Genomic DNA, 21,152 nt, shown 5'->3' on the forward strand with positions numbered 1-21,152 from the left:
CGGTCAGCCGTACGAGAGGTCCGCGCACGGGTCGTCGTCGGCCGACCGGGCCTCGTCGGCGACGGTGGACGGAACGGTGGAGGGGGTCGATGTCTCGGGTTCGGCCGACGGGTTCTGCGCGTAGGAACTGCCCAGGATCACCTGTATCCCGGCCGTGCCGGACGCCACCGTTCGTGCCCCGGCGAAGAGCCGGGCGGTGGTCTCCGCCTCGTCCCGCAGTCCCGGCCCGTATTCGATGACGGTCGAGGTGTGGTCCTGGCGGCTCGCCGTGGCCGTGGTGGTGACGGTGAAGTCCCGGGAGCGCAGGAGTTCGGCGGCCTGGGCGGCGAGCCCCCTGACCGTGGTCCCGTTGTAGACGGCGATCGTGATTCCCTCGCCGGAGACCGGCACGTCCGCCGTGGGTGACGCCGGGCCGCCGTCCTTCCCTTCGCCCTTGTCCGAGGACTTGCCCGATCGCTTGCCACTGGCGTCCTTGCCGTCGACCGTACGGTCGGCCTTCAGCGAGGCCCAGAGCGCGTCGGCGTCCGGCTCGACGATCGCCACGCGTGGGCCCTCGTAACGCCAGGGGACGGTGACGAACTTGGTGTTGTGCAGGTCGATCTTCTTCATCGACATGGCGAACGACAGCAGCCGGTCGGCCGATCCGAGTCCGGGGTCGACGGTCATCGCGTCCGTGGCCGCATTGGCCAGCGGCAGCAGCGTGGTGGGGTTCAACCCCTGGGACTTGACCTTCTTGATGAGGGCGGCGACGAAGGCCTGCTGCCGCTTGATACGCCCTATGTCCGATCCGTCCCCGATGCCGTGCCGCAGCCGGACATAGTCGAGCGCCCGCTGCCCGGAGACGGTCTGCGGGCCCTTCGCGAAGATCATGGCCCCTCGGGTGAGCCGCTTCGGGCTGAGGTCGCGCTGATAGATGTCCTGGGGCAGACACACCGGTACGCCGCCGACGGCCGAGGTCAGTGCGGAGAAACCGGCGAAGTCGATGACGACGGTGTGGTCCACGCGCAGGCCGGTGAGATGCTCGACGGTGTTCTGGGTGCAGGCCGGGTTTCCCTCGGCGGTCTCCCCCACCGAGAACGCCCCGTTGAACATCACGTCGTGCTGCGGCGCCGTCCACTTGCCGTCGGGCCCCTTGCAGGCCGGGATGTCGACCAGCGCGTCACGCGGAATCGACACGGCGACGGCGTGCTCGTGGTCTCCGTACACATGGAGGAGGAACGCGGTGTCGGAACGCCCCACCGCGCCCGTGCCGCCGCCGAGTTTACTGTTGTCGCCCGAGCGTGAGTCCGATCCGATGACCAGGACGTTCTGCCCCTGCGAGGAACCGGGCGGCCGGTCGCCGGAGATCCCGTCCGCGCTGAAGGTGTCGATGCTGCCGCCGAGTTTGAGGTAACCCCACCCGACGCCGGCGACCAGCAGAACGAGGAACGACAGCCCGAACATGGCGGCCCGCCGCAGGCGGACGCCCCCTCCCCTGCCTGCTCCCGCTGTGCGACTTCCCGTCATCGGCCACCCCGTCCGTCCGTTTTCCATGGGGGAAGACGTGTTCCGTCACCCCATGGTTGTACAGTTGCGCAATGTAGCAAGTATTGATGTTCGAGTGGATCATCGGACCTGCCCATAGTCAGCCTGACGCACCATTCGCGAACTCCGAGCGGAAAATCCGGCCAAAGCACCGAAAGGAAGGGCGGGACACACATGTTGCGCAACGGTCTCGAACCCTGGCACCTGTTGATCCTGGCGATCGTGGTAATCGCACTGTTCGGCTCGAAGAAACTGCCGGACACGGCCCGAGCCCTGGGCAAATCCATGCGGATCCTGAAGAGTGAGGCGAAGGCCATGAAGGAGACCGATGCGCAGAAGCCCCGTACCGACCCACACACCTAGGGCCCCGGCCCACCAACGTACGGCACGCCTAACGGACGTTCACTTCAAGGCTTGCGCAAGCATGGGAACCATGGTCACGACGCCGTCGTTGGCCTGGTGACGGCCGAAGCGGCGCCGTTCACCGAATCGCTGGACCACTGGATCAATGGAGGATGTTTCATGGGTGTGACCCTGGCCAAGGGCGGCAACGTCTCCTTGTCGAAGGAGGCACCCGGCCTGACCGCAGTGACGGTCGGCCTGGGCTGGGACGTACGGACGACGACGGGCGCGGACCACGACCTGGACGCGAGCGCGCTGCTGTGCTCGGACGCGGGCAAGGTCCTCTCCGACCTGCACTTCGTCTTCTACAACAACCTCACGAGCCCGGACGGTTCGGTTCAGCACACCGGCGACAACCTGACCGGTGAGGGCGAAGGCGACGACGAGTCCATCAATGTGGACCTGTCGGCGGTCCCGGCGGATGTGGCCAAGATCGTTTTCCCCGTCTCCATTCACGACGCACAGAGCCGCGGGCAGAGCTTCGGCCAGGTCCGCAACGCGTTCATCCGCGTGGTGAACCGTGCCAACAACGTCGAGCTGGCCCGATACGACCTCAGTGAGGACGCCTCGACGGAGACCGCCATGGTCTTCGGCGAGCTGTACCGGCACGGTGCGGAGTGGAAGTTCCGCGCGGTCGGCCAGGGTTACGCCTCGGGCCTGGCCGGAATCGCGTCCGACTACGGCGTGAACGTCTGACGGGAATTCCCCACGCGCAACTGGCGCGGGCCCCGACTCCCGCTCCGAAGGAACGGAGGGGGAGTCGGGGCCCGCGCGGGCCGGGCGGATTTCGCGGACACGCCTTGGAGTGCCCGCGAGCCGTTGATCGCCTCGTGGTGCCCAACAGCGAGCCTGCTGACCGGTGCTTCGTGCGGGATCATGTCCGCATGGCCGACGACCACACGCATGTCCAGGACTTCTTCACAGCGCGCGCGGCGGACTGGGACACCCGCTTCCCCGACGACGGACCCGCCTACGAAGCCGCCGCGGACTCTCTCTCGCTGCGCCCGGGGGACACGGTGCTCGACGCCGGCTGCGGTACGGGGCGGGCGCTTCCCGCGCTGCGGGCGGCCGTCGGTCCGCAGGGCGCGGTCCTGGGTCTGGACCTGACACCGGCGATGCTGGAGGCTGCGGTACGGGCGGGGCGTGACCGCGAGGGGACGCTGCTCCTCGCCGATGTCGCCCGGCTGCCCCTGCGGTCGCGGGTGCTCGACGCGGTCTTCGCGGCCGGGCTGATCTCCCATCTGTCGCACCCCGGTCCCGACCTGGCGGAGCTGGCACGGGTGGTCCGGCCTGGCGGACGGCTGGTGCTCTTCCACCCCATCGGGCGGGCCGCCCTGGCAGCCCGCCACGGCCGCCGGATCACCGACGACGATCTGCGGGCAGAGGACAACCTCCGCCCATTGCTGGCACGTTCGGGCTGGCGGCTCGATGCGTACACCGATGAGGACGACCGCTTGCTCGCCCTTGCCGTACGTACGTCCTGACCCGCCCGCCCCGCGCCTTCGTGCTCACTCCACCGGCGTCCCGGGGCGCCGGTGGTGCGGGACCGGACAACCGCGGACGCCCGGGACCGGGAACGTCCCCAGCGCGGAGACCTCGTAGCCATCCGGATATCCCTTGATCTCCGGGTTCTGCCGGGCGTAGTGCGGGGTGGAACGCGGCGGCAGGAGCCGCACCGCCCGCGCCCTCAGCCGCAGAGCGCCGTGCGTGAAACCGCGGGCCACCGGGCCGGGACGTTCATACCGGAAGGCCCGCAGCAGGGAATCGTCGAGCAGCGCGAGGGCGACCTTGCGCGCGACGGGGGCCAGGGGGCCCGGATACCAGGAGCCCATCAGGTCCAGGGTGGCGTCGGAGACGCGGCGTCCTCCTTCGTCCCAGCCGAAGTGCTCGGCCTCGTAGGTGTCGAGGGTCCGCTCGAAGTCCTCGTACGTCCGCGGCAGTTCCTTGATGCCCATGTGCGCGCCCAGGGTCCGGTAGTAGGCGGCGCAGGCCCGCAGTTCGTGGTCGGAGAGCCGGCGCCAGCCGTAGCTGTCGAGCCAACGCTTCGGGGTGACGACGAAGGTGCACAGGACATAGCGCATGTCGTCATTGGTGATGTCGTAGCTGCGGTGCATCTGGTTGATCCGGCGCAGGGCCGTACACCCGGAGTCGCTGTCGAAGCCGTGCTCCAGGACCGTGTCGAGGAGCAGTGCGGTGTCGTCGTAGCGCTTCTGAGAACGATCCGTCAGTTCGGCGGTCTGTGCGAGGAGCCGGCCGATGCCGGGAACGGCATAGGTGCGGTAGAGGGCCAGTTCAAGAGCGCGGGTGATGTCCCAGGGGAACTCGTAGGTGGCCGTGATCCGGTAGATTCGAAGGAAGTCCCGCTCCGGATCGAGGCGCTGAATCTCCTTCAGCCGGTCGTACCGCTTCACCGCACTCGCCCCCCTTTGTATCGGCCGAAGGTCCAACTCTACGTCGGCGGGGAACACCACAAGTAGGTACCGGCACGTCACACACCCACAGCTTCTCGGGAAGGCGGTCCCCGTGATCGACATAATCGGCAGCCTGCGTAAGGCTGTCATCCCCGACCGCAAGGGGGACCGGTCCGCGGCGCCCTCCAAGGAGGACCGGCGCAAGCAGCACAACCTCTTCGAGGCGGCCGCCACCTTCGTCTCGGCGTCCGTGGAGGAGGATCAGGCGCGGATCGACGAGGCGAGCGGCTGGGTGTCTCCCGAGGCACTCTCCTTCGGCGTCAGTGAGCTGGCCTGCCGGGCCGTCATCGCGCTGGCCCGCGAGCGCGGCGAGTCGCCGCAGACAGTGGCCCGTACGCTGCTCGGTCTCCCCGCCGATTGAGCAGTGCCGTCCGCCGTCCCAGGGCGCTGATGTCTTCCCTTGTCAGGGCCTCGACGAGTGGGTTACTCACTCGTTAAGGTGCGCCGACGGAAAACGATGACGGACGAGGAGGGTGCCGTGGCCGCGCCGAACGACACAGTCGCCGACGACGACGCACTGTATGTGCTGACCGCGGTGCTGCTGACACCGGCACAGTTCCCCAGCGTCCTCGGGGACGACTACCCGGCCGCGTGCGCGGCGCTCGCCGTCGAACCGTACGCCGAGGGATACGGGCTGATCCTCGGCCAGGACGGCAGCGGTGCGCGGTGGACCGTCGTCGTCGAGGACGTGTCGCTGGTCGCCGTCGCGATCGCGGCCTGGGACTGCGGGATGGAGTACGACCTCTCCCCCGACGACCGCTCGGTGGTCTGCGCGCTGCCCGGCTGGCCCCTCCCCGTGGCGGTCGCCGCTCCGGGCGTGGCCGCGCCGCACGATCCCCTGCCGGACCCAGAGGCCGAGGGCACTTCTCCGGCGCCGCTGGCACCGCCCGACACGGAGTCGTGGGGGCCGGCCCAGCGGCGCATGGGAGCGGACGAGATAGCGCACCAGTGGACCGCCTGGCGCGAGCAGATCGACGACGCGACGGCCTTCACCACCCCGGCCGGAACGGACCCTGCCGGCACCGGGGCCGAGCTGGGAGCCGAGCCCGAGGCCGGGGCCGTCGCCGAATCCGGGCCCGAACCTCAACCTGAGGTAGAGGGTGAGGTTGAGGTCGAGGTGGACGTCGAGACCGGGCCTGAAGCCGGGGACGAGCCCGCGGCCAATACCGAAGCCGGAACCGATGCCGAGGCCCCGGCTGCGGACGCACCCTCCGGAGTGCATCCCGGTGTGCGGCGGGCGCTCGCGCAGGCTCAGGACTACGTCGACGCCCCGCCGCCACCCGGCCGTGTCCGGTCCTCCTTCGCCACGGGCGACGCCCGCATGCTCCGTGCCGACGGCCCCGGCTGGTCCCTGGTGGCCCGGACCGACGACATCGCGTTCGTCCTGCTGGACGAGGAGCCGGGCGAGGTGCTGCCGGTCGGGCGCGGCACCGAACTGCCCGGGCTGTTGAAGGCTCTGGACGCGCTCGCGGTACGGCCGGCCTGAGCCCGGCTCCGGGGCTCGGCGGACGCACCGGCGGTCGGGCCCCGAAGTCCGGGCGCTCCTGCGGGCCCGCACGCGCCCCCATGCCCGTCGCGGACCGCGGCCGCCGTCCCGCGCGGTGCTGGGCTCTCTCTCAGCGGCCTATTTCCTTGCGGGTGATCCTGCGGAGCCTGCGCCGCTGGCCGGGGTCCAGCATCAGATACGCGATCACAGGCACGCCGACCAGGACCAGCAGCGACAGCCAGAAACCGATGAATGGTATCAGGATGACCGCTGCGACCACTCCCCCGATGGCGATCTTCGCACTGTTCGACATCGTCCATGCCTCCTTCGCGGCCCGAAGCCGCATCTGCTGTGAGAACGCGCGTGCGTCTCCATCGGTTCCAGCGGGCGACGACTCACCTCAGGGGCTCGCCGACCTCGTGCATGTGCCGCAGCGCCTGCCGGTAGGACTCGATCAGTCCGGTCTCCGCGTAGGGCATGCCCAGTGCCTTGCAGTGGGCGCGCACCATGGGCTGCGCGAGGCGCAGGTGGGGGCGGGGCATGCTCGGGAAGAGGTGGTGCTCGATCTGGTAGTTGAGGCCGCCGAGGAACCAGTCGGTGAGGATGCCGCCGCGTACGTTGCGCGAGGTGAGGACCTGGCGCTGGAGGTGGCCCCAGCGGTTGCCGTCGGGGTCCGGCATCTCCATGCCCTTGTGGTTCGGCGCGAAGGCCATGCCCAGGTGGAGCCCGAACAGCGCGTGGTGGATGAGCGCGAAGACGACGGCCTTGCCCGGGGACAGGACGGTGAGCAGCAGAGTTGCGTACAGGCCCAGGTGGGCGACCAGGAGGAGCGCCGAGAGGGCTCGTTCCCGGGCGGGCTGCCGGCGCAGGTACTGGAAGCCGGAGATCTTCAGCGCGATGCCTTCGAGGAGCAGCATCGGGAAGAAGAGGCGGGCCTGGTTGCGGGTGAGCCAGCGGGCGAAGCCCTCGCGCTGGGCCGCCTGCTTCTGGGTCCAGACGAGGGCGCCCACACCGACGTCCGGGTCCTTGTCGATGTGGTTGGGATTGGCGTGGTGGCGGACATGCTTGTCGTTCCACCACGCCTCGTTCATGCCGAGCAGCAGGTTGGCGTGCACAAGGCCGATGGCCCGGCCCGCCCTGCGGTCGCCGGTTATCTGGGCGTGTCCGGCGTCGTGCCCGACGAACGCGGTGCGTGACCAGAAGACCGCCAGCGGCAGCGCGAGCAGCAGGGTCCACCAGGTGTTGCCGAGGAGGAACATGCCGGTGATCACGGCACCCAGGGCGACCATGTCGACGGCGATGCCGACCGCGTACCACCCGGTCCGCCGTTCCAGGAGTCCCTGCCCCTTCACCGCCCGCAGCAGGGGCGCGAAGTCGCTTCCCTGGGCCTGAGCGGCCCCGGCGCCTCCGGTGCCCGCGGGACCTGCCGTTCTTCCCGCTCCAGCGCTTTCCGCACTGTCGCGGGCGCCTTCCGCTGCGGTGGCTGTGGCCTGGGGCATGACGTCTCCGGTCTCTGGAAAGCTGCGCTGACCTGTAGAAACGTAAGGGGACCCGGTATACGGCAACCATGGCGCCAACACCCGGGCCGTCCGGGGGTATACCCCCTCCCCCGATGGGGGTGCTGACTCCACCCAGAAGTGCGGCATGCTCTCCGGGGCGACGGACGTTCGAGCTTCTCGCCGGATCGAAATGTGGCTCGCGTCACAGCGACTCCGCTCATGGGTGACGGCATCCGTGGGGTACCCTCGGCGACCCGACCCCCCACTAGTCAAATTTGAGGAATTCGGCATCACTGTGCAAAGACTCCCTGCGGCAACGCTCTCCGAGATCTCCGCACTCTCCGCCTGCTCCGTGGTCTTCCTGCCCGGGGATCCGTCCCGTACCGGCCGGGTCGCCTTCTGGCACCCGGACGGCAGCGGCCCGCCCGACGGTCCCGGGTCCGTGGCGGAGCTGACCGCCGTCGGCGCCGACGCACAGGCGTACGCCGTCCCGGCACGGGTGCTTCCGGTCCGGGACGCGCTGCCTGTGCTGACGCGTGCGCGGGCCTCGGCACATGCTTCCGACGCGGCCGCGTTCTGGGGTGCAGCCGCCCTCCTCGCCCTCCAACTCGCCGCCCGGGGCCTGCTGCTGCCGGGGCTCAGCGCCACGGATCACGATGCCTGGCGGGCCGGTCCGCTGACCGCCGATGACCAGTCGCGGATCCGGACGCTCGCGGCCTCGATGCCGCCCCTGGCCCACGCCGTGCCGCTCGACGGGGCCGCGCAGCCCGTGCTGCTGCCCGAGCCCGAGCGGCTGCTGCGCGCGTTCCTCGACGCGGTGGCCGACGGCCTGCCCCGCACCCCCGCCGCGTCGTTCGCCGGCGGCGGCCCGGCCTTCACCGCCGACGAGCCGCAGCAGCTGCCCGGCCATCGGGCCTGGGCCACCGATGTCGCGGCCGGGCACGACGCGGGTGTCCGGCTCTCGCTCCGGGTGGAGGTGTCCGGGCTCACCGCGCCGGACGAGGACGAAGAGCGGTCCGCCGGACCCTCGTTCCGGGCCGTCCTGCAGATCCACAGCGTCAGCGATCCGACGCTGGTCGCCGACGCCGCCGAGGTCTGGGCGGGCGGCGCGCGCACCGCTGCGGCCTTCGGACCGCACGCCCGGATGGCCGCCTTGCCGGCGCTCCGGCGGGCCGCCCGGGCCTGGCCTCCGCTGTCCCCGCTCCTGTCCGCCGCGGTGCCCGACTCCGTGGAGCCGGCCGACGACGAGCTCGCCGAACTCCTCGGCCCCGCCGGACGGGCACTGGCCGCGACCGGCGTCCAGGTGCACTGGCCCAAGGAGCTGGCCCGCAAGCTCACCGCACGCGCCGTGATCGGGCCGCCCGAAGACGCGGAGAGCGACGGACACGACGGGGTGGCACGCACCGGCTCCGAGGCTCCGCCGCTCCTGTCCGCGGACGCGCTGCTGACGTTCAACTGGTGGTTCGCGCTGGGTGATCAGAAGCTCAGCCGCGCCGAGCTGGACCGCCTCGCCGAGGCCAACCGGCCGGTGGTGCGGCTGCGCGACCAGTGGGTGCTGATCGACCCCGAAGAGGCCCGGCGAGCCCGCGAGACCCAGGACCGCAAGGTCACCCCGATCGACGCGCTGGGTGCCGTCCTGACCGGTTCCACCGAGGTCGACGGCCACCGGGTCGAGGTCCGGGCCACCGGCTGGCTGGAGCGGCTGCGCCGTCGGCTGGCCGACCCTGAGGCGGCCGGGCAGCAGGGCGAGCCGCAGCCGGTCGGCCCGCCCGAGGCACTCGCCGCCACACTGCGCGACTATCAGCTGCGCGGTCTGAACTGGCTGCACACCATGACCTCGCTCGGCCTCGGCGGCTGCCTCGCCGACGACATGGGACTCGGCAAGACCATCACACTCATCGCTCTGCATCTGCACCGCCAGACCATCGAAGCGGCCGCCGGTCCGACGCTGGTGGTCTGCCCGACGTCGCTCATGGGGAACTGGCAGCGGGAGATCGAGAAGTTCGCGCCGGGCACACAGGTACGCCGCTTCCACGGCGGATCACGCAGCCTTGACGGTCTGTCGGACGGCGAGTTCGTCCTCACCACGTACGGCACCATGCGGCTCGACGCGGCAAAGCTCGCGGAGATCCGGTGGGGCATGGTGGTCGCCGACGAGGCACAGCACGTGAAGAACCCGTACTCGGCGACGGCCAGACAGCTGCGGACGATCGGCGCACAGGCCCGGGTGGCGCTCACCGGTACCCCGGTGGAGAACAACCTCTCCGAGCTGTGGGCGATCCTCGACTGGACGACTCCGGGGCTGCTGGGCCGGCTCGGCACCTTCCGTACCCGATACGCGCGGACCGCGGAGGGCGGTGACCCGGCTGCCGCCGAGCGGCTCGCCGCACTGGTGCGGCCGTTCCTGCTGCGGCGGCGCAAGTCCGACCCGGGCATCGCACCGGAGCTGCCGCCGAAGACCGAGACGGACCGCACGGTGTCGCTGACGGCGGAACAGACGGGTCTGTACGAAGCGGTGGTGCGCGAGACGCTGGCCGCGATCTCCGGCGCCGACGGCTTCGCCCGGCGGGGCCTCGTCGTCAAGCTGCTGACGGCGCTGAAGCAGATCTGCAACCACCCGGCGCAGTACCTCAAGGAGAACGAGCCGCGGATCGCGGACCGTTCGGGAAAGGTGGAACTGCTGGACGAGCTGCTCGACACGATCCTCGCGGAGGAGGCGAGCGTGCTCGTGTTCACCCAGTACGTGCAGATGGCCCGGCTGCTCGAACAGCATCTGGCGGCGCGCGGGGTGCGCACGCAGTTCCTGCACGGCGGTACGCCCGTCGCCGAGCGCGAGGCGATGGTCAACCGCTTCCAGGCGGGCGAGGCCCCCGTCTTCCTTCTGTCGTTGAAGGCGGCCGGCACCGGTCTCAACCTCACCCGGGCCGGCCATGTCGTGCACTTCGACCGCTGGTGGAACCCGGCGGTCGAGGCGCAGGCCACCGACCGCGCTTACCGGATCGGACAGACCCAGCCGGTGCAGGTGCACCGGCTGATCGCCGAGGGCACCATCGAGGACCGGATCGCCGACATGCTGACCCGCAAGCAGGGCCTGGCGGACGCGGTGCTCGGCTCCGGCGAGGCGGCGCTGACCGAACTGACCGATGCGGAACTGGCCGATCTGGTGGAGCTGCGAGGGGGCACGCGATGAGTGACGGACACGACGGCGACCGCTACGACGGCGGCGAGTACGAGAGCGACGACAGGTACGTTCCTGCCCCGGGGCAGGAACGTACCTTCGCCGCGATGCCGCCCGCACACGGCCGCGGCTTCGCCGAATCCTGGTGGGGCCGGGCCTGGCTGAAGGCCCTGGAGGACACCGCGCTGGACGGCCAACAGCTCAAGAAGGGGCGCAGGTTCGCCCGCGAGGGCCGGGTCGGTGCGGTCTCCGTGCGGCCCGGCCGGATCACCGCGGTGGTCCGGGACGGGGACTCGTCCGCGTACCGCAGCGATGTGCTGCTCCAGGAGCTGAGCGAGGCGGACTGGGAGCGGCTCCTCGGCATGGCCGTCGAGCGGGCCGGGCACATCGCGGCACTACTGGACCGGGAGATGCCGCCGCACCTGGTGGAGGACGCCGCGGCGGCCGGGGTGGAGCTGCTGCCCGGAATCGGCGATCTGGACCCGGAGTGCACCTGCGACGCATGGGACCACTGCCCGCACACCGCCGCACTGTGCTACCAGGTGGCGCGGCTGCTGGACCAGGATCCGTTCGTGCTTCTGCTGATGCGGGGGCGCGGTGAGCGACGGCTCCTGGACGAACTCCAGGTCCGCATCGCGGCCCGCGCCGAGGGGCACGGCGTCTGCGGCCCGGCCGACCCCGCCGACGGGTCCGGGGCGGCGCGCGCCGACGACGGAGGTGTCCGGGCGGACGAGGCATTCGCGGCCCGGGACATCCTGCCTCCGTTGCCCGCTCCTCCGCCGCTGCCCGCGGAGCCCGGCCCGGCGCCGTCGCTGGACACGGAGACCGAGCCGCAGGACGGCGTCGATCCGGCGGCTCTGGAGATGCTGGCGACGGACGGTGCGGCGCGCGCCCACCGGATGCTGGCCGAGGCGCTCTCCCCCGGCCATGAACAGCAGCCCCTGCCGGCCGTTTTGACGCCGCAGCAGGATGCCGTGCGGCTGGTCGCGGAGGCCCGGCCCGAACCCTGGATCGCGAAGCGGCTGATCACCGGTTCGGGGCGGCGGCGGGCCGAGCTCGATGCGGCGATGCGGGCGTGGCGGTACGGCGGGGTGGCCGCGCTCGCGGTGCTCGACGAGGAATGGACACCCGGTCCGGAGGCGCTGGCCGGGGCGCGGGCCCGGCTCGCCGAGGCGTGGGAGGAGGGCGAGCGGCCCCGGCTGCGGTCGTCGGGCAACCGCTGGACGGACGTGGCCGGTGGCGTGCAGCTCCGGTACGGGCGGGACGGGCGCTGGTGGCCGTACCGCAAGGAGGGCGGGCGCTGGGTCCCGGCGGGCCCGGCGGACGACGATCCGGCGGCCGCGCTGGGCGGCTCGGGCGGGCCGGAGGACTGAGGGCCAGTTCGTACGGCCTGCGGGCGATCGACGACGGGCGGGCGGGGGCGGCCGTGCCTCCGCCCCCACCCGTCGTCGCGTTCTGTCCGTGCGTTCAACTGGATGTCATCGTGCGTTGAGGACGGGGGCGGAACCTGACGGCCGTCCGAGCTGTTCGTGCCCCAGGAGGCCCCATGTCCGTGCGTGTTGTCCGTCGTTCCCTTGCCGTCGGGCTGCCGCTCGCCCTTCTCGGCACGGTGTGCGTGGCCGGAACGGCGACCGGCGCACCGGACCGGCACGAGCGTCCTGAGCGCACGGCCCGGGTCACCGGGACGGCCGTGCTGGGCGACATTCCGCTGGCGGGCTTCAGCAACGGGCTGCTGCCGGGTTCGGTCGCGGACGACCGCGGGGTGCAGCTCGGCGGCATCGGCAGCGACATCTATCCCGCGGGCCGCCGGGGCGAGTTCTGGACCGTCACCGACCGCGGCCCCAACGGGCAGATCAAGATCGACGGGAAGAAGCGGCGCACCTTCCCCGTCCCCGGCTTCGACCCGGCGATCGTCAAGGTGCGGGTCAGCGGGAAGCAGGTCCGGGTGGTGAAGGCCATTGCGATCACCACCCGGTCCGGCGCCGCGGTCACGGGTCTGCCGAACCAGCGGAACCGCGACGAGGCCCCGTACACCTATGACGCGAAGACGCCGCTGGGGTACGACCCGAACGGTCTGGACACCGAGGGCATCGTCCGCGCCGCCGACGGCAGCTTCTGGCTGGTCGACGAGTACGGCCCCTCCCTGGTGCATGTCTCCGCCCGCGGCCGGGTGCTGACCCGCTACGTGCCGCAGGGCCTCGGGCTGACGGGCGCCGACTATCCGGTGGTGGAGGCGCTGCCCGGCGTGCTGCTGCACCGCAAGATCAATCGCGGTTTCGAGGGCCTGGCCCTTCTTCCGGGCGGCGATCTGGTGCTTGCGGTGCAGAGCCCGCTCTCGCTGCCCGACCAGGACGCGGGCGAGTCCTCGCGCAATGTGCGGCTGCTGCGCTTCTCGACGAAGAAGCACGCGGTGACCGCGGAGTACGCCTACCGGTTCGACGCGGTGGACGTCGTGGACCCGGACGAGGACGACACCTCCGAGCTGAAGATCTCCTCGGTCGTCGCGATCGGCCGGAACGATCTGCTGGTCGAGGAGCGCACGGACCGGGCGGCCAGGCTGCACCGGGTGACGCTCCCGCACGGCTCCGGCATCCTGGGCTCCGCCTGGGACGACCCGGCGACGTCTCCCTCGTACGAGGAACTCACCGATCCCTCGGCCTCGGGCGTGCCGGTGCTCCGCAAGAGTCTGGTCGTCGACCTGGGCAAGGTCGCGGGAGTGCCCGGGAAGATCGAAGGGGTGGCGGTGACGGGCCGGGACACGCTCGCTCTCATCAACGACAACGACTTCGGGATGACCGACGGCGCCGAGGCGTTCGACGCGGACGGCCGCCTGGTCGACAGCGGCATCGAGACCTCGGTGACGCAGCTGAGGCTGCCGCGCCCGCTGCGCGGCTGATCCACGGACGTCGTCCCGCGTCCCGGCCCTCGGCGCGAGTATCCGCCAAGGGCCGGGACCCGCCGTCCTCCCGTCTCCACGCGGTCGATTTCGGTCCCCGCCGTCTTCCGCCACCCACGCGGCGCCCGTACGGTAGGGCCCGCGAGACGCTCGGCCGCACACCGGACGACGCCTTCCGGTCATCGGACACAGAGGGAGCCGCGGGATGTCGGGGGATTCCAGCAGCGGACTGTTACGCGATGCCATCGGGCTGCGCGAAGTCCTCTTCCAGAGCATCACGGCGATGGCGCCCGCCGCGGCCATCGCCGCCTCGATCCCGGCCGGAGCCGCATTCGCGGGCGGCAGTCTGCCGCTGTCCGTGGTGGTGGCCCTGGTCGCCTGCCTGCTCACCGCGTCGTGCGTCGCCGAGCTGGCCCGCCGGCTGCCGGCCGCCGGTTCCGTCGCCACCTACTCCGCACAGGGACTGCATCCGGCCATCGGGTTCCTCGTCGGCTGGGGCTATGTCTTCGTCGAGGCGCTGGTGCCCGCGCTGCTACTGCTCCAGCTCGGTTTCACGACGGCGGGCACCCTGCACCAGGAGTGGTCGTCCTACCCGGCGGGCCTGTGGTGGCCATGGTCGCTGCTGGGAGCGGCGGTCATCGCACTCGCCGGGTATTTCGGCGTACGGGCCTCCGCCCGGTTCGGCACCGTGCTCGGCATCTTCGAGGTGCTCGTCTTCGTCGTCTTCGCCGTGCTCCTCATCGGGCAGGCCGGCGGGGACAACACCCTGTCGGTGTTCGGCACTTCGCACACCACCGACGGATACGACGGCATCAGCGGGATCTTTGCCGGCTCGGTCTACACCGTGCTCGCCTTCGCGGGCTTCGAGGCCGCGGCGCCACTCGCCGAGGAGACGAAGAACCCGCGGCGCACCATGCGGCGTGCGGTGCTCGGCGCGGCGCTCTCCATCGGCCTGGTCTACGTCCTGACCACCTATGCGATGGCGGTGTACTTCGGGCCCGACAGGTTCGCCGGATTCGGCGGCTCGGGGGCCGCTTCGTGGGAGGGCGTGGCCCGCGCCTCGTTCGGGCTGTTCTGGGTGCTGCTCTTCCTCGCCGTGGTCAACTCGACCGTGGCCAACGCCAACGCGTGTGCCAATGTGTCGACCCGTACGGCGTTCGCCCTCGGCCGTATCGGCGTCTTCCCACAGGCGTTCGCCAGGCTGCACCCTCGGCGCCGCTCCCCCGTCACGGGTGTGGCCGTGCAGTTCGTGATCGCGGTCGGCGCGTCGCTCGGGCTGGGGTTCGCCTATGACCCGGTGACCGCGTTCGTGCTGCTGGCCACCGTGATCGTCACGGTGATCACCGGTGTGTACATCATCGTGAACCTGTCCTGCGCCGGATACTTCCTGCGCAGGCGCCGCGACGCCTTCAACCCCGTGCTCCATCTCCTGTTCCCGGTGCTGGGCATCGCGGCATTCGTCCCCGCGCTGCTGACGGCCGCCGGAATCCCGGCCTTCGACTTCGTCTCCGAACTCAGCGCTCCCGTCTCGTACGCCGGTCCGGTCGTCGGTGTCTGGATGCTGATCGGGATCGTTGTGCTGGCGGTACTGCTGCGCAGACACCCGGAGCGGGTGGCGCAGACCGGACGGATCCATCTTGACGGCACCCCGGCACCGGCCGGGAAGACAGAGACAGGAGCAGTACAGCCATGAGCGACCCCCGCATCCTGACCGTCCGTCCCAAGGAGGGCGAATACGCCTGGACCTTCGGCGGGGCCGCTCCGGTCGCCCGGATCGAGCCGGGGACGTTCCTCAACGTGTACACGGAGGACTGCTTCGCCGGGCGGGTCCGCTCCGAGAAGGACCTCGTGTCCGAGGTCTGCGAATTCCCCTTCCTCAACCCGCAGACCGGCCCCTTCCATGTGGTGGGTGCGGAGCCCGGCGACACCGTCGCGGTGCACTTCGTGTCCATCGAACCGGCCAGGGACTGGGCCGCCTCGACGACCGTGCCGCTCTTCGGGGCGCTCACCTCCACCCACGCCACCGCGTCACTGCAGGCCCCGCTGCCCGAGGTGGTGTGGATGTGGCAGCTCGACCGGGACCGCCGCACCTGCCTGTTCAGCGCCCGGGACAGCGACATCCAGGTGGAGCTGCCGATGGATCCGATGCACGGCACGGTCGGGGTGGCGCCGGCGAATCTGGAGGTACGGTCCGCGCTGGTGCCCGACGCGCACGGCGGGAACATGGACACACCCGAGATGCGGACGGGCGTCACCTGCTATCTGGGTGTCAACGTCGAGGGGGCGCTGCTGAGCCTGGGGGACGGCCATGCCCGCCAGGGCGAGGGCGAGACCTGCGGGGTCGCCGTGGAGTGCGCGATGAACACGGTGGTGCTCGTCGAGCTGCTGAAGGGTGTCAGCACTCCGTGGCCGCGCATCGAGTCCGACACCCATCTGATGTCGACCGGCTCGGCGCGCCCGCTCGAAGACGCCTTCCGGATCTCCCAGTTGGACCTGGTGCAGTGGCTGGCGCGCGACTACGGCCTGTCCGAACTCGATGCCTATCAGCTCGTCAGCCAGGCCGGTGAGGCTCCGCTGGCCAACGTGTGCGACACCAACTACACCTGCGTGGCGAAGATCCGCAAGGAGTGGCTGCCTTCGGGCGACCCCCATCGCGGGCTCCACCGCCATCTGCGGGAAACTGCCGCACTGCTGTCCACCCCCTGACCACACAGACCTCAGCCCCTCTCCCCCCACAGGAGTGTTCATGCACCGCAGAAGGATTCTCCAGGGTGCCGCCGCGACGGCGGCCGCCGCGCTGATCCCGGCCTCCACCCGTGCCGTGGCCGCCACGACCGCAGGCGACACGGACTATCCGCTCGCCCACTGGACGCCCGCCTCGACCTCCAACTACACGGCTTCGAGCCGCCCTTCGGCCTATCCGGTCCAGTACGTGATCATCCATGTCACCCAGGAGACGTATCCGAACACGATCGCGATCTTCCAGAATCCGGCGAAGCAGGTCTCGGCGCACTATGTGGTGCGCTCGGCGGACGGCTATGTCGCCCAGTGCGTCCGGGAGCGGAACATCGCCTGGCACGCGGGCAATTGGGACTACAACACACGCAGCATCGGCATCGAGCACGAGGGCTGGGTGGACCAGCCCTCGTACTTCACCAACGCCATGTACGAGAAGTCGGCGCTGCTGACCGCTTCGGTGTGCGACCGCTACAACATCCCGAAGGACCGCTCGCACATCCTGGCCCACGCCCAGGTGCCCGGGACCGACCACACCGATCCCGGCCCGCAGTGGGACTGGGTGCGATACATCCGCCTCGTCAATCTGTACTCGGCGACCTGACACGCCTTCGCCGCCCGGGCCGATTGCCCTGTGTGTCGCGGTTGTCGCAGCGGTCGGCTGCGACGACCATGGGGGGTTCACGGCACCCCTGGACGGGAGGGTGAGTTGAAGGACCCCTGGGTGGCGCTGACAGCCGACACGGACCCCGGTGAACGGATCGGCCAACTGCGTCACGCACACGAGGTGTTCACCACGGCGGGCCGGCTGGAACGGCCGGTCCGGCCGGTCGTCGGCGAGTCATGGCGGCGCTCTGCGCGGGCCAGGGTCAGCCCGGACGGTGCGGCCCTGGTCGAGCTGGGCCCGGACGACCTCGGACCGTACCGGGAGGCGCATCCCCTGGCCCCCGTCATGCCGGTGATCCGTGAGCTGATGGGTGCCTACGCGACGGACGGGGAGCATCTGCTCGCGGTGTGCGACGCGCACGGCAGACTGCTGTGGGTCGAGGGCCCCGCGGTGACCCTGCGGGCCGCCGGCCGGATGAACTTCGTGGAGGGCGCCCGCTGGGCCGAGTCGGCGGCCGGGACGAACGCGCCGGGGACGGCCATCGCCGTGGACCGCCCGGTGCAGGTCTTCGCCGCCGAGCACTTCCTGCGGCCGGTCCAGCAGTGGACCTGCGCGGCGGCGCCGCTGCACGACCCGCACACGGGACGTGTTCTGGGCGCCGTGGACATCACCGGCGGGGACCGGCTCGCGCATCCGCACAGCCTGGCGTTCGTGCAGGCGGTGGCCCGCGCCGCCGAGACGCAGCTCGCACTGCTCGCCCCCGCACCGGCCGGCGCGACCGTGCGGCTCAGCGCGCTCGGCCGGGACGAGGCGCTGCTGATGGCGGGAGGCCGCAGGATCCGGCTCAGCAGGCGGCACAGCGAGATCCTGGCAACGCTGGCCCGCCATCCCGAGGGCCTCGGCGGCGACGAACTCCTCGTCGAGCTGTACGAGGACGAGTCGGTCACCCCGGTGACTCTGCGGGCCGAACTCTCCAGGCTGCGGCGGCTGCTCGGCCCGGAGCTCCTGCTCTCCCGCCCCTACCGCCTCGCCGCTCCGGTCGACGCGGACTTCGACACGGTGGCGCGCAGACTGGCGTCGGGCGCGGTGGCCGCGGCACTGGGCGCCTACGTGGGGCCACTGCTGCCGGCCTCGCAGGCACCGTCCGTCATCCGTCTGCGGCGGCGGCTCGAGGAGCAGTTGCGGGCGGCGCTCATCGCGCGCGGCGACCCGGGGCTGCTGGCCGACTGGGTGTACAGCCCCTGGGGCGAGGACGACCTCCCGGTCTGGCGGGCACTCGCCGCGGCCGTTCCCGCCGGGCAGCGCCCTGCCCTCCTCGCCCGGGCCCGAGCCCTCGACGCCGAGCAGGGCTGACCGCTCTTCTCCGCCCCGCGCCCCTTGCAACGGGGTTGCAACGTACCGCTGCCTACCCTCGCGCCGAGGGCCGTCCAACGGCGGGCGGCACCGGATCCGGGAGGCCACAGAGATGACCCGTTACGCCGCGCCGGGTGCCGAGGGCGCCATCGTCTCGTACGAGTCCCGCTACGACCACTGGATCGGCGGCGCGTACGTGCCGCCCTCCCGTGGTCAGTACTTCGAGAACCCCAGCCCCGTCAACGGCCGCCCCTTCACCGAGATCGCCCGCGGCACGGCCGAGGACGTCGAACTCGCCCTGGACGCGGCACATGCCGCGGCGCCCGCCTGGGGAGCCACGCCGGCAGGCGACCGCGCGGGTCTCCTCAACAGGATCGCCGACCGGATGGAGGCCCATCTGGAGGAGCTCGCGGTCGCCGAGAGCTGGGACAACGGCAAGCCGGTGCGGGAGACCCTGGCTGCCGACATTCCGCTGGCGATCGACCACTTCCGTTACTTCGCCGGTGCATTGCGCGCCCAGGAGGGCTCGCTCAGCGAGATCGACGACGACACGGTCGCGTACCACTTCCATGAGCCGCTCGGCGTCGTCGCGCAGATCATCCCGTGGAACTTCCCGATCCTGATGGCGACGTGGAAGCTGGCCCCGGCGCTCGCGGCCGGCAACGCGGTGGTCCTCAAACCGGCCGAACAGACCCCGGCCTCCATCCATGTATGGCTGAAACTGGTCGCCGACCTGCTGCCGCCGGGTGTCGTCAACATCGTGAACGGCTTCGGAGCGGAGGCCGGCAAGCCCCTCGCCTCCAGCCCGCGCGTCGCGAAGATCGCCTTCACCGGTGAGACGACGACGGGGCGGCTGATCATGCAGTACGCCTCCGAGAACATCAAGCCGGTGACGCTGGAGCTCGGCGGCAAGTCGCCCAACATCTTCTTCGACGACGTGTGGAACGCGGACGACGATTTCCGCGACAAGGCGCTCGAAGGGTTCACCATGTTCGCCCTCAACCAGGGCGAGGTCTGCACCTGTCCGTCGCGCGCACTGATCCAGCGCGGACTGTACGGCGAATTCCTGGAAGCGGGCATCGCCCGCACCGAACAGATCGTGCCCGGACACCCGCTGGACACGGACACGATGATCGGCGCCCAGGCCTCCAACGACCAGTTGCAGAAGATCCTCTCGTACCTGGACATCGGCCAGCAGGAGGGCGCGAAGGTCCTCACGGGCGGTCAGCGGATCGAGTACGACGGAGAGCTGGCGGGCGGCTACTACGTCCAGCCCACCGTCTTCGAGGGCGACAACCGGATGCGGGTCTTCCAGGAGGAGATCTTCGGCCCGGTCGTGGCGGTCACGTCCTTCTCCGACTTCGACGACGCCATCAGGACCGCGAACGACACCCTGTACGGCCTCGGCGCCGGCGTATGGACGCGCGACATCAACACCGCGTACCGGGCCGGCCGCGCCATCCAGGCGGGCCGGGTCTGGACGAACTGCTACCACGCGTACCCGGCACACGCGGCCTTCGGTGGCTACAAGCAGTCCGGGATCGGCCGGGAGAACCACAAGATGATGCTGGAGCACTACCAGCAGACGAAGAATCTTCTGGTGTCGTACTCGCCGAAGAAGCTGGGCTTCTTCTAGACGCAGAAGAAGGGCGTCTGACCAGGCAAGATACCCGTCAGGCGCCCTCCACGGCGCACGTCCAAACGGTAAGGCGATACACACCCTTGCTCCCGGTACCTCCCACCAATATTCCAGCTCTGACCAGCTGTTCCGGGGCATTTCCGGGCCAAGGTCCCGCTCAGGCCTCCGCCGGACGCATGGCGGCGTAGTACATGCAGCCGAAGAAGGTGTACAGGTGGGGGCCCCGGCCCGGTAGGGCCTTGACGGCGGCAAGCAGTCGGGCGACCTGAGCCGGGTTCGGCACGCAGTCGGGATCGAGTTCGTCAGCGGCTTCCGGTCCCGTCCGGCGAAGGCCGTTCACCGGGTTCTGTGCGAAGTATCCGCGTTCGACGGCTACTCCGAACACGGGCCTTGACAGCCCCGTCGCTGTGATCACGGCGGCGCTCGTGCGTGGGGCCCGGCGGCGTCGGCCGCCCCGGGCCCCTTGCCGCTCAGATGGCCAGAATGCCGCCGTCCACCGCCACATGGCTGCCGGTGGCGAATGAGGAGCGGTCGCTCAGCAGCCACAGGGCCGCTTCCGCCACCTCTTGCGGCTCGGCCATCCGCTTTTGGATCTGGCGTGCGACGAATGCCTCCTCCAAAGCCGGGTTGGCCTCCACCGCCGCGTTGATCATTTCCGTCCGGGTGGTGCCCACGATCAGGGAGTTGACGCGGATGCCGTACGCCCCGTATTCGGCGGCCGTGGCCTTCGTCAGGCCCAGGACGGCGTGCTTCGCCGCGACGTAGGGGGATGGTGCGCCGGTGGCGATGAGGCCCGCCGAACTGGCGGTGTTGACGATCGTCCCGTGGCCGGCTTCCAGCATGACGGGGATCTGACGGCGCAGACAGTTCCATGTCCCGCGTACGTTGACATCCATGATGCGGTCGAAATCCTCTTCCGGCAGTTCGTGCGATCGGCCGAAGGTGGAGCCGGCGTAGCCGGCGTTGTTGAAGGCCCCGTCGAGGCGGCCGAAGCGTTCGATGGCCGTCGCGACGGCGCGCTCGACGTCGTCGGCCCGCGTCACGTCGCCGACGCTGCAGGCCGCTTGTCCGCCGGATGTCTCGATCTCGCGGGTGAGGTCCTTGAGCCGGTCTTCGCGGCGGGCCATGAGGACGACGGCCGCACCTTCGGAGGCGAAGAGCCGCGCTGCGGCCTCGCCTATGCCGCTCGACGCACCGGTGATCATCACGGTCCTGCCGGTCAGCAGGCCGGCGTTGTGCGCTGGGGGTGTCCGATCGTTCATGACTCGAGTAAACCTGAAGTGGCGGGCCGTCACGCGACTTTCACCAGACGGGCGTTCGATTCAGTGATGTGGTGCGGGCTCGATGGCGCATCGTGCCCT

The 21,152-nt window shown here is 70.7% G+C and carries 19 protein-coding genes; 13 read left to right on the top strand and 6 right to left on the bottom strand.

From position 1 onward, the window contains the following. Window positions 1-3 precede the first annotated feature (3 nt). Window positions 4-1,506 (bottom strand): LCP family protein, encoded by a 1,503-nt coding sequence (locus BT364_RS26435; protein ID WP_442759025.1) that lies wholly within the window; start codon window positions 1,504-1,506, stop codon window positions 4-6. 192 nt (window positions 1,507-1,698) lie between these two features. Between BT364_RS26435 and tatA the strand changes: the two genes are divergently transcribed. From tatA to BT364_RS26450, 3 genes are all read left to right on the top strand, one after another. Next, window positions 1,699-1,887, top strand: a complete 189-nt coding sequence (gene tatA / locus BT364_RS26440; RefSeq protein WP_072487723.1) for a Sec-independent protein translocase subunit TatA — start codon at window positions 1,699-1,701, stop codon at window positions 1,885-1,887. Between the two features lie 159 nt (window positions 1,888-2,046). After that, window positions 2,047-2,622, top strand: coding sequence for a TerD family protein (locus tag BT364_RS26445; RefSeq protein ID WP_072487761.1), 576 nt, complete (start codon window positions 2,047-2,049; stop codon window positions 2,620-2,622). A 188-nt stretch (window positions 2,623-2,810) separates the two neighbouring features. After that, window positions 2,811-3,410: a class I SAM-dependent methyltransferase gene (locus BT364_RS26450; protein WP_072487724.1), complete on the top strand. Its 600-nt coding sequence runs from the start codon at window positions 2,811-2,813 to the stop codon at window positions 3,408-3,410. Window positions 3,411-3,434: 24 nt separating this feature from the next. On the opposite strand, the gene BT364_RS26455 is transcribed toward BT364_RS26450, so the two are convergent. Next, window positions 3,435-4,337, bottom strand: a complete 903-nt coding sequence (locus tag BT364_RS26455) for an oxygenase MpaB family protein (protein ID WP_072487725.1) — start codon at window positions 4,335-4,337, stop codon at window positions 3,435-3,437. Window positions 4,338-4,485: 148 nt separating this feature from the next. On the opposite strand from BT364_RS26455, the gene BT364_RS26460 reads away from it, so the two are divergent. Both BT364_RS26460 and BT364_RS26465 read left to right on the top strand, forming a co-directional pair. Next, a complete protein-coding gene (locus BT364_RS26460; protein WP_256260237.1) occupies window positions 4,486-4,758 on the top strand; it encodes a hypothetical protein in 273 nt (90 codons plus the stop codon). Window positions 4,759-4,854: 96 nt separating this feature from the next. Then, window positions 4,855-5,883, top strand: coding sequence for a hypothetical protein (locus BT364_RS26465; protein WP_072487727.1), 1,029 nt, complete (start codon window positions 4,855-4,857; stop codon window positions 5,881-5,883). Window positions 5,884-6,013: 130 nt separating this feature from the next. Here the strand turns inward: BT364_RS26465 and BT364_RS26470 are convergent, their stop codons facing one another. Continuing rightward, entirely contained in the window at window positions 6,014-6,196 is a 183-nt protein-coding gene (locus BT364_RS26470; protein WP_072487728.1) for a hypothetical protein, read from the bottom strand. Window positions 6,197-6,278: 82 nt separating this feature from the next. Further along, complete coding sequence (locus BT364_RS26475) at window positions 6,279-7,382, bottom strand: fatty acid desaturase family protein (protein WP_072487729.1); 1,104 nt, start codon at window positions 7,380-7,382, stop codon at window positions 6,279-6,281. Window positions 7,383-7,677: 295 nt separating this feature from the next. On the opposite strand from BT364_RS26475, the gene BT364_RS26480 reads away from it, so the two are divergent. The 8 genes from BT364_RS26480 (at window position 7,678) to exaC (ending at window position 19,788) form a co-directional block, all read left to right on the top strand. Further along, complete coding sequence (locus BT364_RS26480) at window positions 7,678-10,572, top strand: DEAD/DEAH box helicase (protein WP_072487730.1); 2,895 nt, start codon at window positions 7,678-7,680, stop codon at window positions 10,570-10,572. Then, complete coding sequence (locus BT364_RS26485) at window positions 10,569-11,933, top strand: SWIM zinc finger family protein (RefSeq protein WP_072487731.1); 1,365 nt, start codon at window positions 10,569-10,571, stop codon at window positions 11,931-11,933. The genes BT364_RS26480 and BT364_RS26485 overlap by 4 nt, the downstream gene beginning before the upstream one ends. 173 nt (window positions 11,934-12,106) lie before the next feature. Continuing rightward, complete coding sequence (locus tag BT364_RS26490; protein ID WP_072487732.1) at window positions 12,107-13,456, top strand: esterase-like activity of phytase family protein; 1,350 nt, start codon at window positions 12,107-12,109, stop codon at window positions 13,454-13,456. Window positions 13,457-13,661: 205 nt separating this feature from the next. Continuing rightward, on the top strand, window positions 13,662-15,149 hold the full coding sequence (locus BT364_RS26495; RefSeq protein WP_072487733.1) for an APC family permease: 1,488 nt from the start codon (window positions 13,662-13,664) through the stop codon (window positions 15,147-15,149). Beyond that, window positions 15,146-16,162: an acetamidase/formamidase family protein gene (locus BT364_RS26500; protein WP_072487734.1), complete on the top strand. Its 1,017-nt coding sequence runs from the start codon at window positions 15,146-15,148 to the stop codon at window positions 16,160-16,162. Before BT364_RS26495 ends, BT364_RS26500 begins: the two co-directional genes overlap by 4 nt. A 40-nt stretch (window positions 16,163-16,202) precedes the next feature. Next, entirely contained in the window at window positions 16,203-16,796 is a 594-nt protein-coding gene (locus BT364_RS26505) for an N-acetylmuramoyl-L-alanine amidase (protein WP_072487735.1), read from the top strand. A 105-nt stretch (window positions 16,797-16,901) separates the two neighbouring features. Then, the gene (locus tag BT364_RS26510) at window positions 16,902-18,152 is read left to right on the top strand and encodes a GAF domain-containing protein (protein ID WP_072487736.1); all 1,251 of its coding nucleotides are present in this window, start codon (window positions 16,902-16,904) and stop codon (window positions 18,150-18,152) included. A 112-nt stretch (window positions 18,153-18,264) separates the two neighbouring features. After that, complete coding sequence (gene exaC / locus BT364_RS26515) at window positions 18,265-19,788, top strand: acetaldehyde dehydrogenase ExaC (RefSeq protein ID WP_072487737.1); 1,524 nt, start codon at window positions 18,265-18,267, stop codon at window positions 19,786-19,788. Window positions 19,789-19,948: 160 nt separating this feature from the next. On the opposite strand, the gene BT364_RS26520 is transcribed toward exaC, so the two are convergent. Then, on the bottom strand, window positions 19,949-20,176 hold the full coding sequence (locus BT364_RS26520; RefSeq protein ID WP_256260233.1) for a site-specific integrase: 228 nt from the start codon (window positions 20,174-20,176) through the stop codon (window positions 19,949-19,951). 85 nt (window positions 20,177-20,261) lie between these two features. Further along, window positions 20,262-21,053 carry an SDR family NAD(P)-dependent oxidoreductase gene (locus tag BT364_RS26525; protein WP_072487738.1) on the bottom strand — a complete coding sequence of 264 codons (792 nt, stop codon included), beginning with the start codon at window positions 21,051-21,053 and terminating at the stop codon, window positions 20,262-20,264. Window positions 21,054-21,152: the final 99 nt, after the last annotated feature.

Source organism: Streptomyces atratus, from assembly GCF_900119365.1.
Classification (GTDB): Bacteria; Actinomycetota; Actinomycetes; order Streptomycetales; family Streptomycetaceae; genus Streptomyces; species Streptomyces atratus_B.

Excerpts from the sequence above, each read along its gene's own strand:
- exaC (WP_072487737.1), top strand. The coding sequence starts at position 18,265 with ATGACCCGTTACGCCGCGCCGGGTGCCGAGGGCGCCATCGTCTCGTAC.
- BT364_RS26450 (WP_072487724.1), top strand. The coding sequence starts at position 2,811 with ATGGCCGACGACCACACGCATGTCCAGGACTTCTTCACAGCGCGCGCG.
- BT364_RS26435 (WP_442759025.1), bottom strand. The coding sequence starts at position 1,506 with ATGACGGGAAGTCGCACAGCGGGAGCAGGCAGGGGAGGGGGCGTCCGC.
- BT364_RS26525 (WP_072487738.1), bottom strand. The coding sequence starts at position 21,053 with ATGAACGATCGGACACCCCCAGCGCACAACGCCGGCCTGCTGACCGGC.
- BT364_RS26475 (WP_072487729.1), bottom strand. The coding sequence starts at position 7,382 with ATGCCCCAGGCCACAGCCACCGCAGCGGAAGGCGCCCGCGACAGTGCG.
- BT364_RS26465 (WP_072487727.1), top strand. The coding sequence starts at position 4,855 with ATGACGGACGAGGAGGGTGCCGTGGCCGCGCCGAACGACACAGTCGCC.
- tatA (WP_072487723.1), top strand. The coding sequence starts at position 1,699 with ATGTTGCGCAACGGTCTCGAACCCTGGCACCTGTTGATCCTGGCGATC.
- BT364_RS26445 (WP_072487761.1), top strand. The coding sequence starts at position 2,047 with ATGGGTGTGACCCTGGCCAAGGGCGGCAACGTCTCCTTGTCGAAGGAG.
- BT364_RS26495 (WP_072487733.1), top strand. The coding sequence starts at position 13,662 with ATGTCGGGGGATTCCAGCAGCGGACTGTTACGCGATGCCATCGGGCTG.
- BT364_RS26505 (WP_072487735.1), top strand. The coding sequence starts at position 16,203 with ATGCACCGCAGAAGGATTCTCCAGGGTGCCGCCGCGACGGCGGCCGCC.
- BT364_RS26500 (WP_072487734.1), top strand. The coding sequence starts at position 15,146 with ATGAGCGACCCCCGCATCCTGACCGTCCGTCCCAAGGAGGGCGAATAC.
- BT364_RS26470 (WP_072487728.1), bottom strand. The coding sequence starts at position 6,196 with ATGTCGAACAGTGCGAAGATCGCCATCGGGGGAGTGGTCGCAGCGGTC.
- BT364_RS26485 (WP_072487731.1), top strand. The coding sequence starts at position 10,569 with ATGAGTGACGGACACGACGGCGACCGCTACGACGGCGGCGAGTACGAG.
- BT364_RS26490 (WP_072487732.1), top strand. The coding sequence starts at position 12,107 with ATGTCCGTGCGTGTTGTCCGTCGTTCCCTTGCCGTCGGGCTGCCGCTC.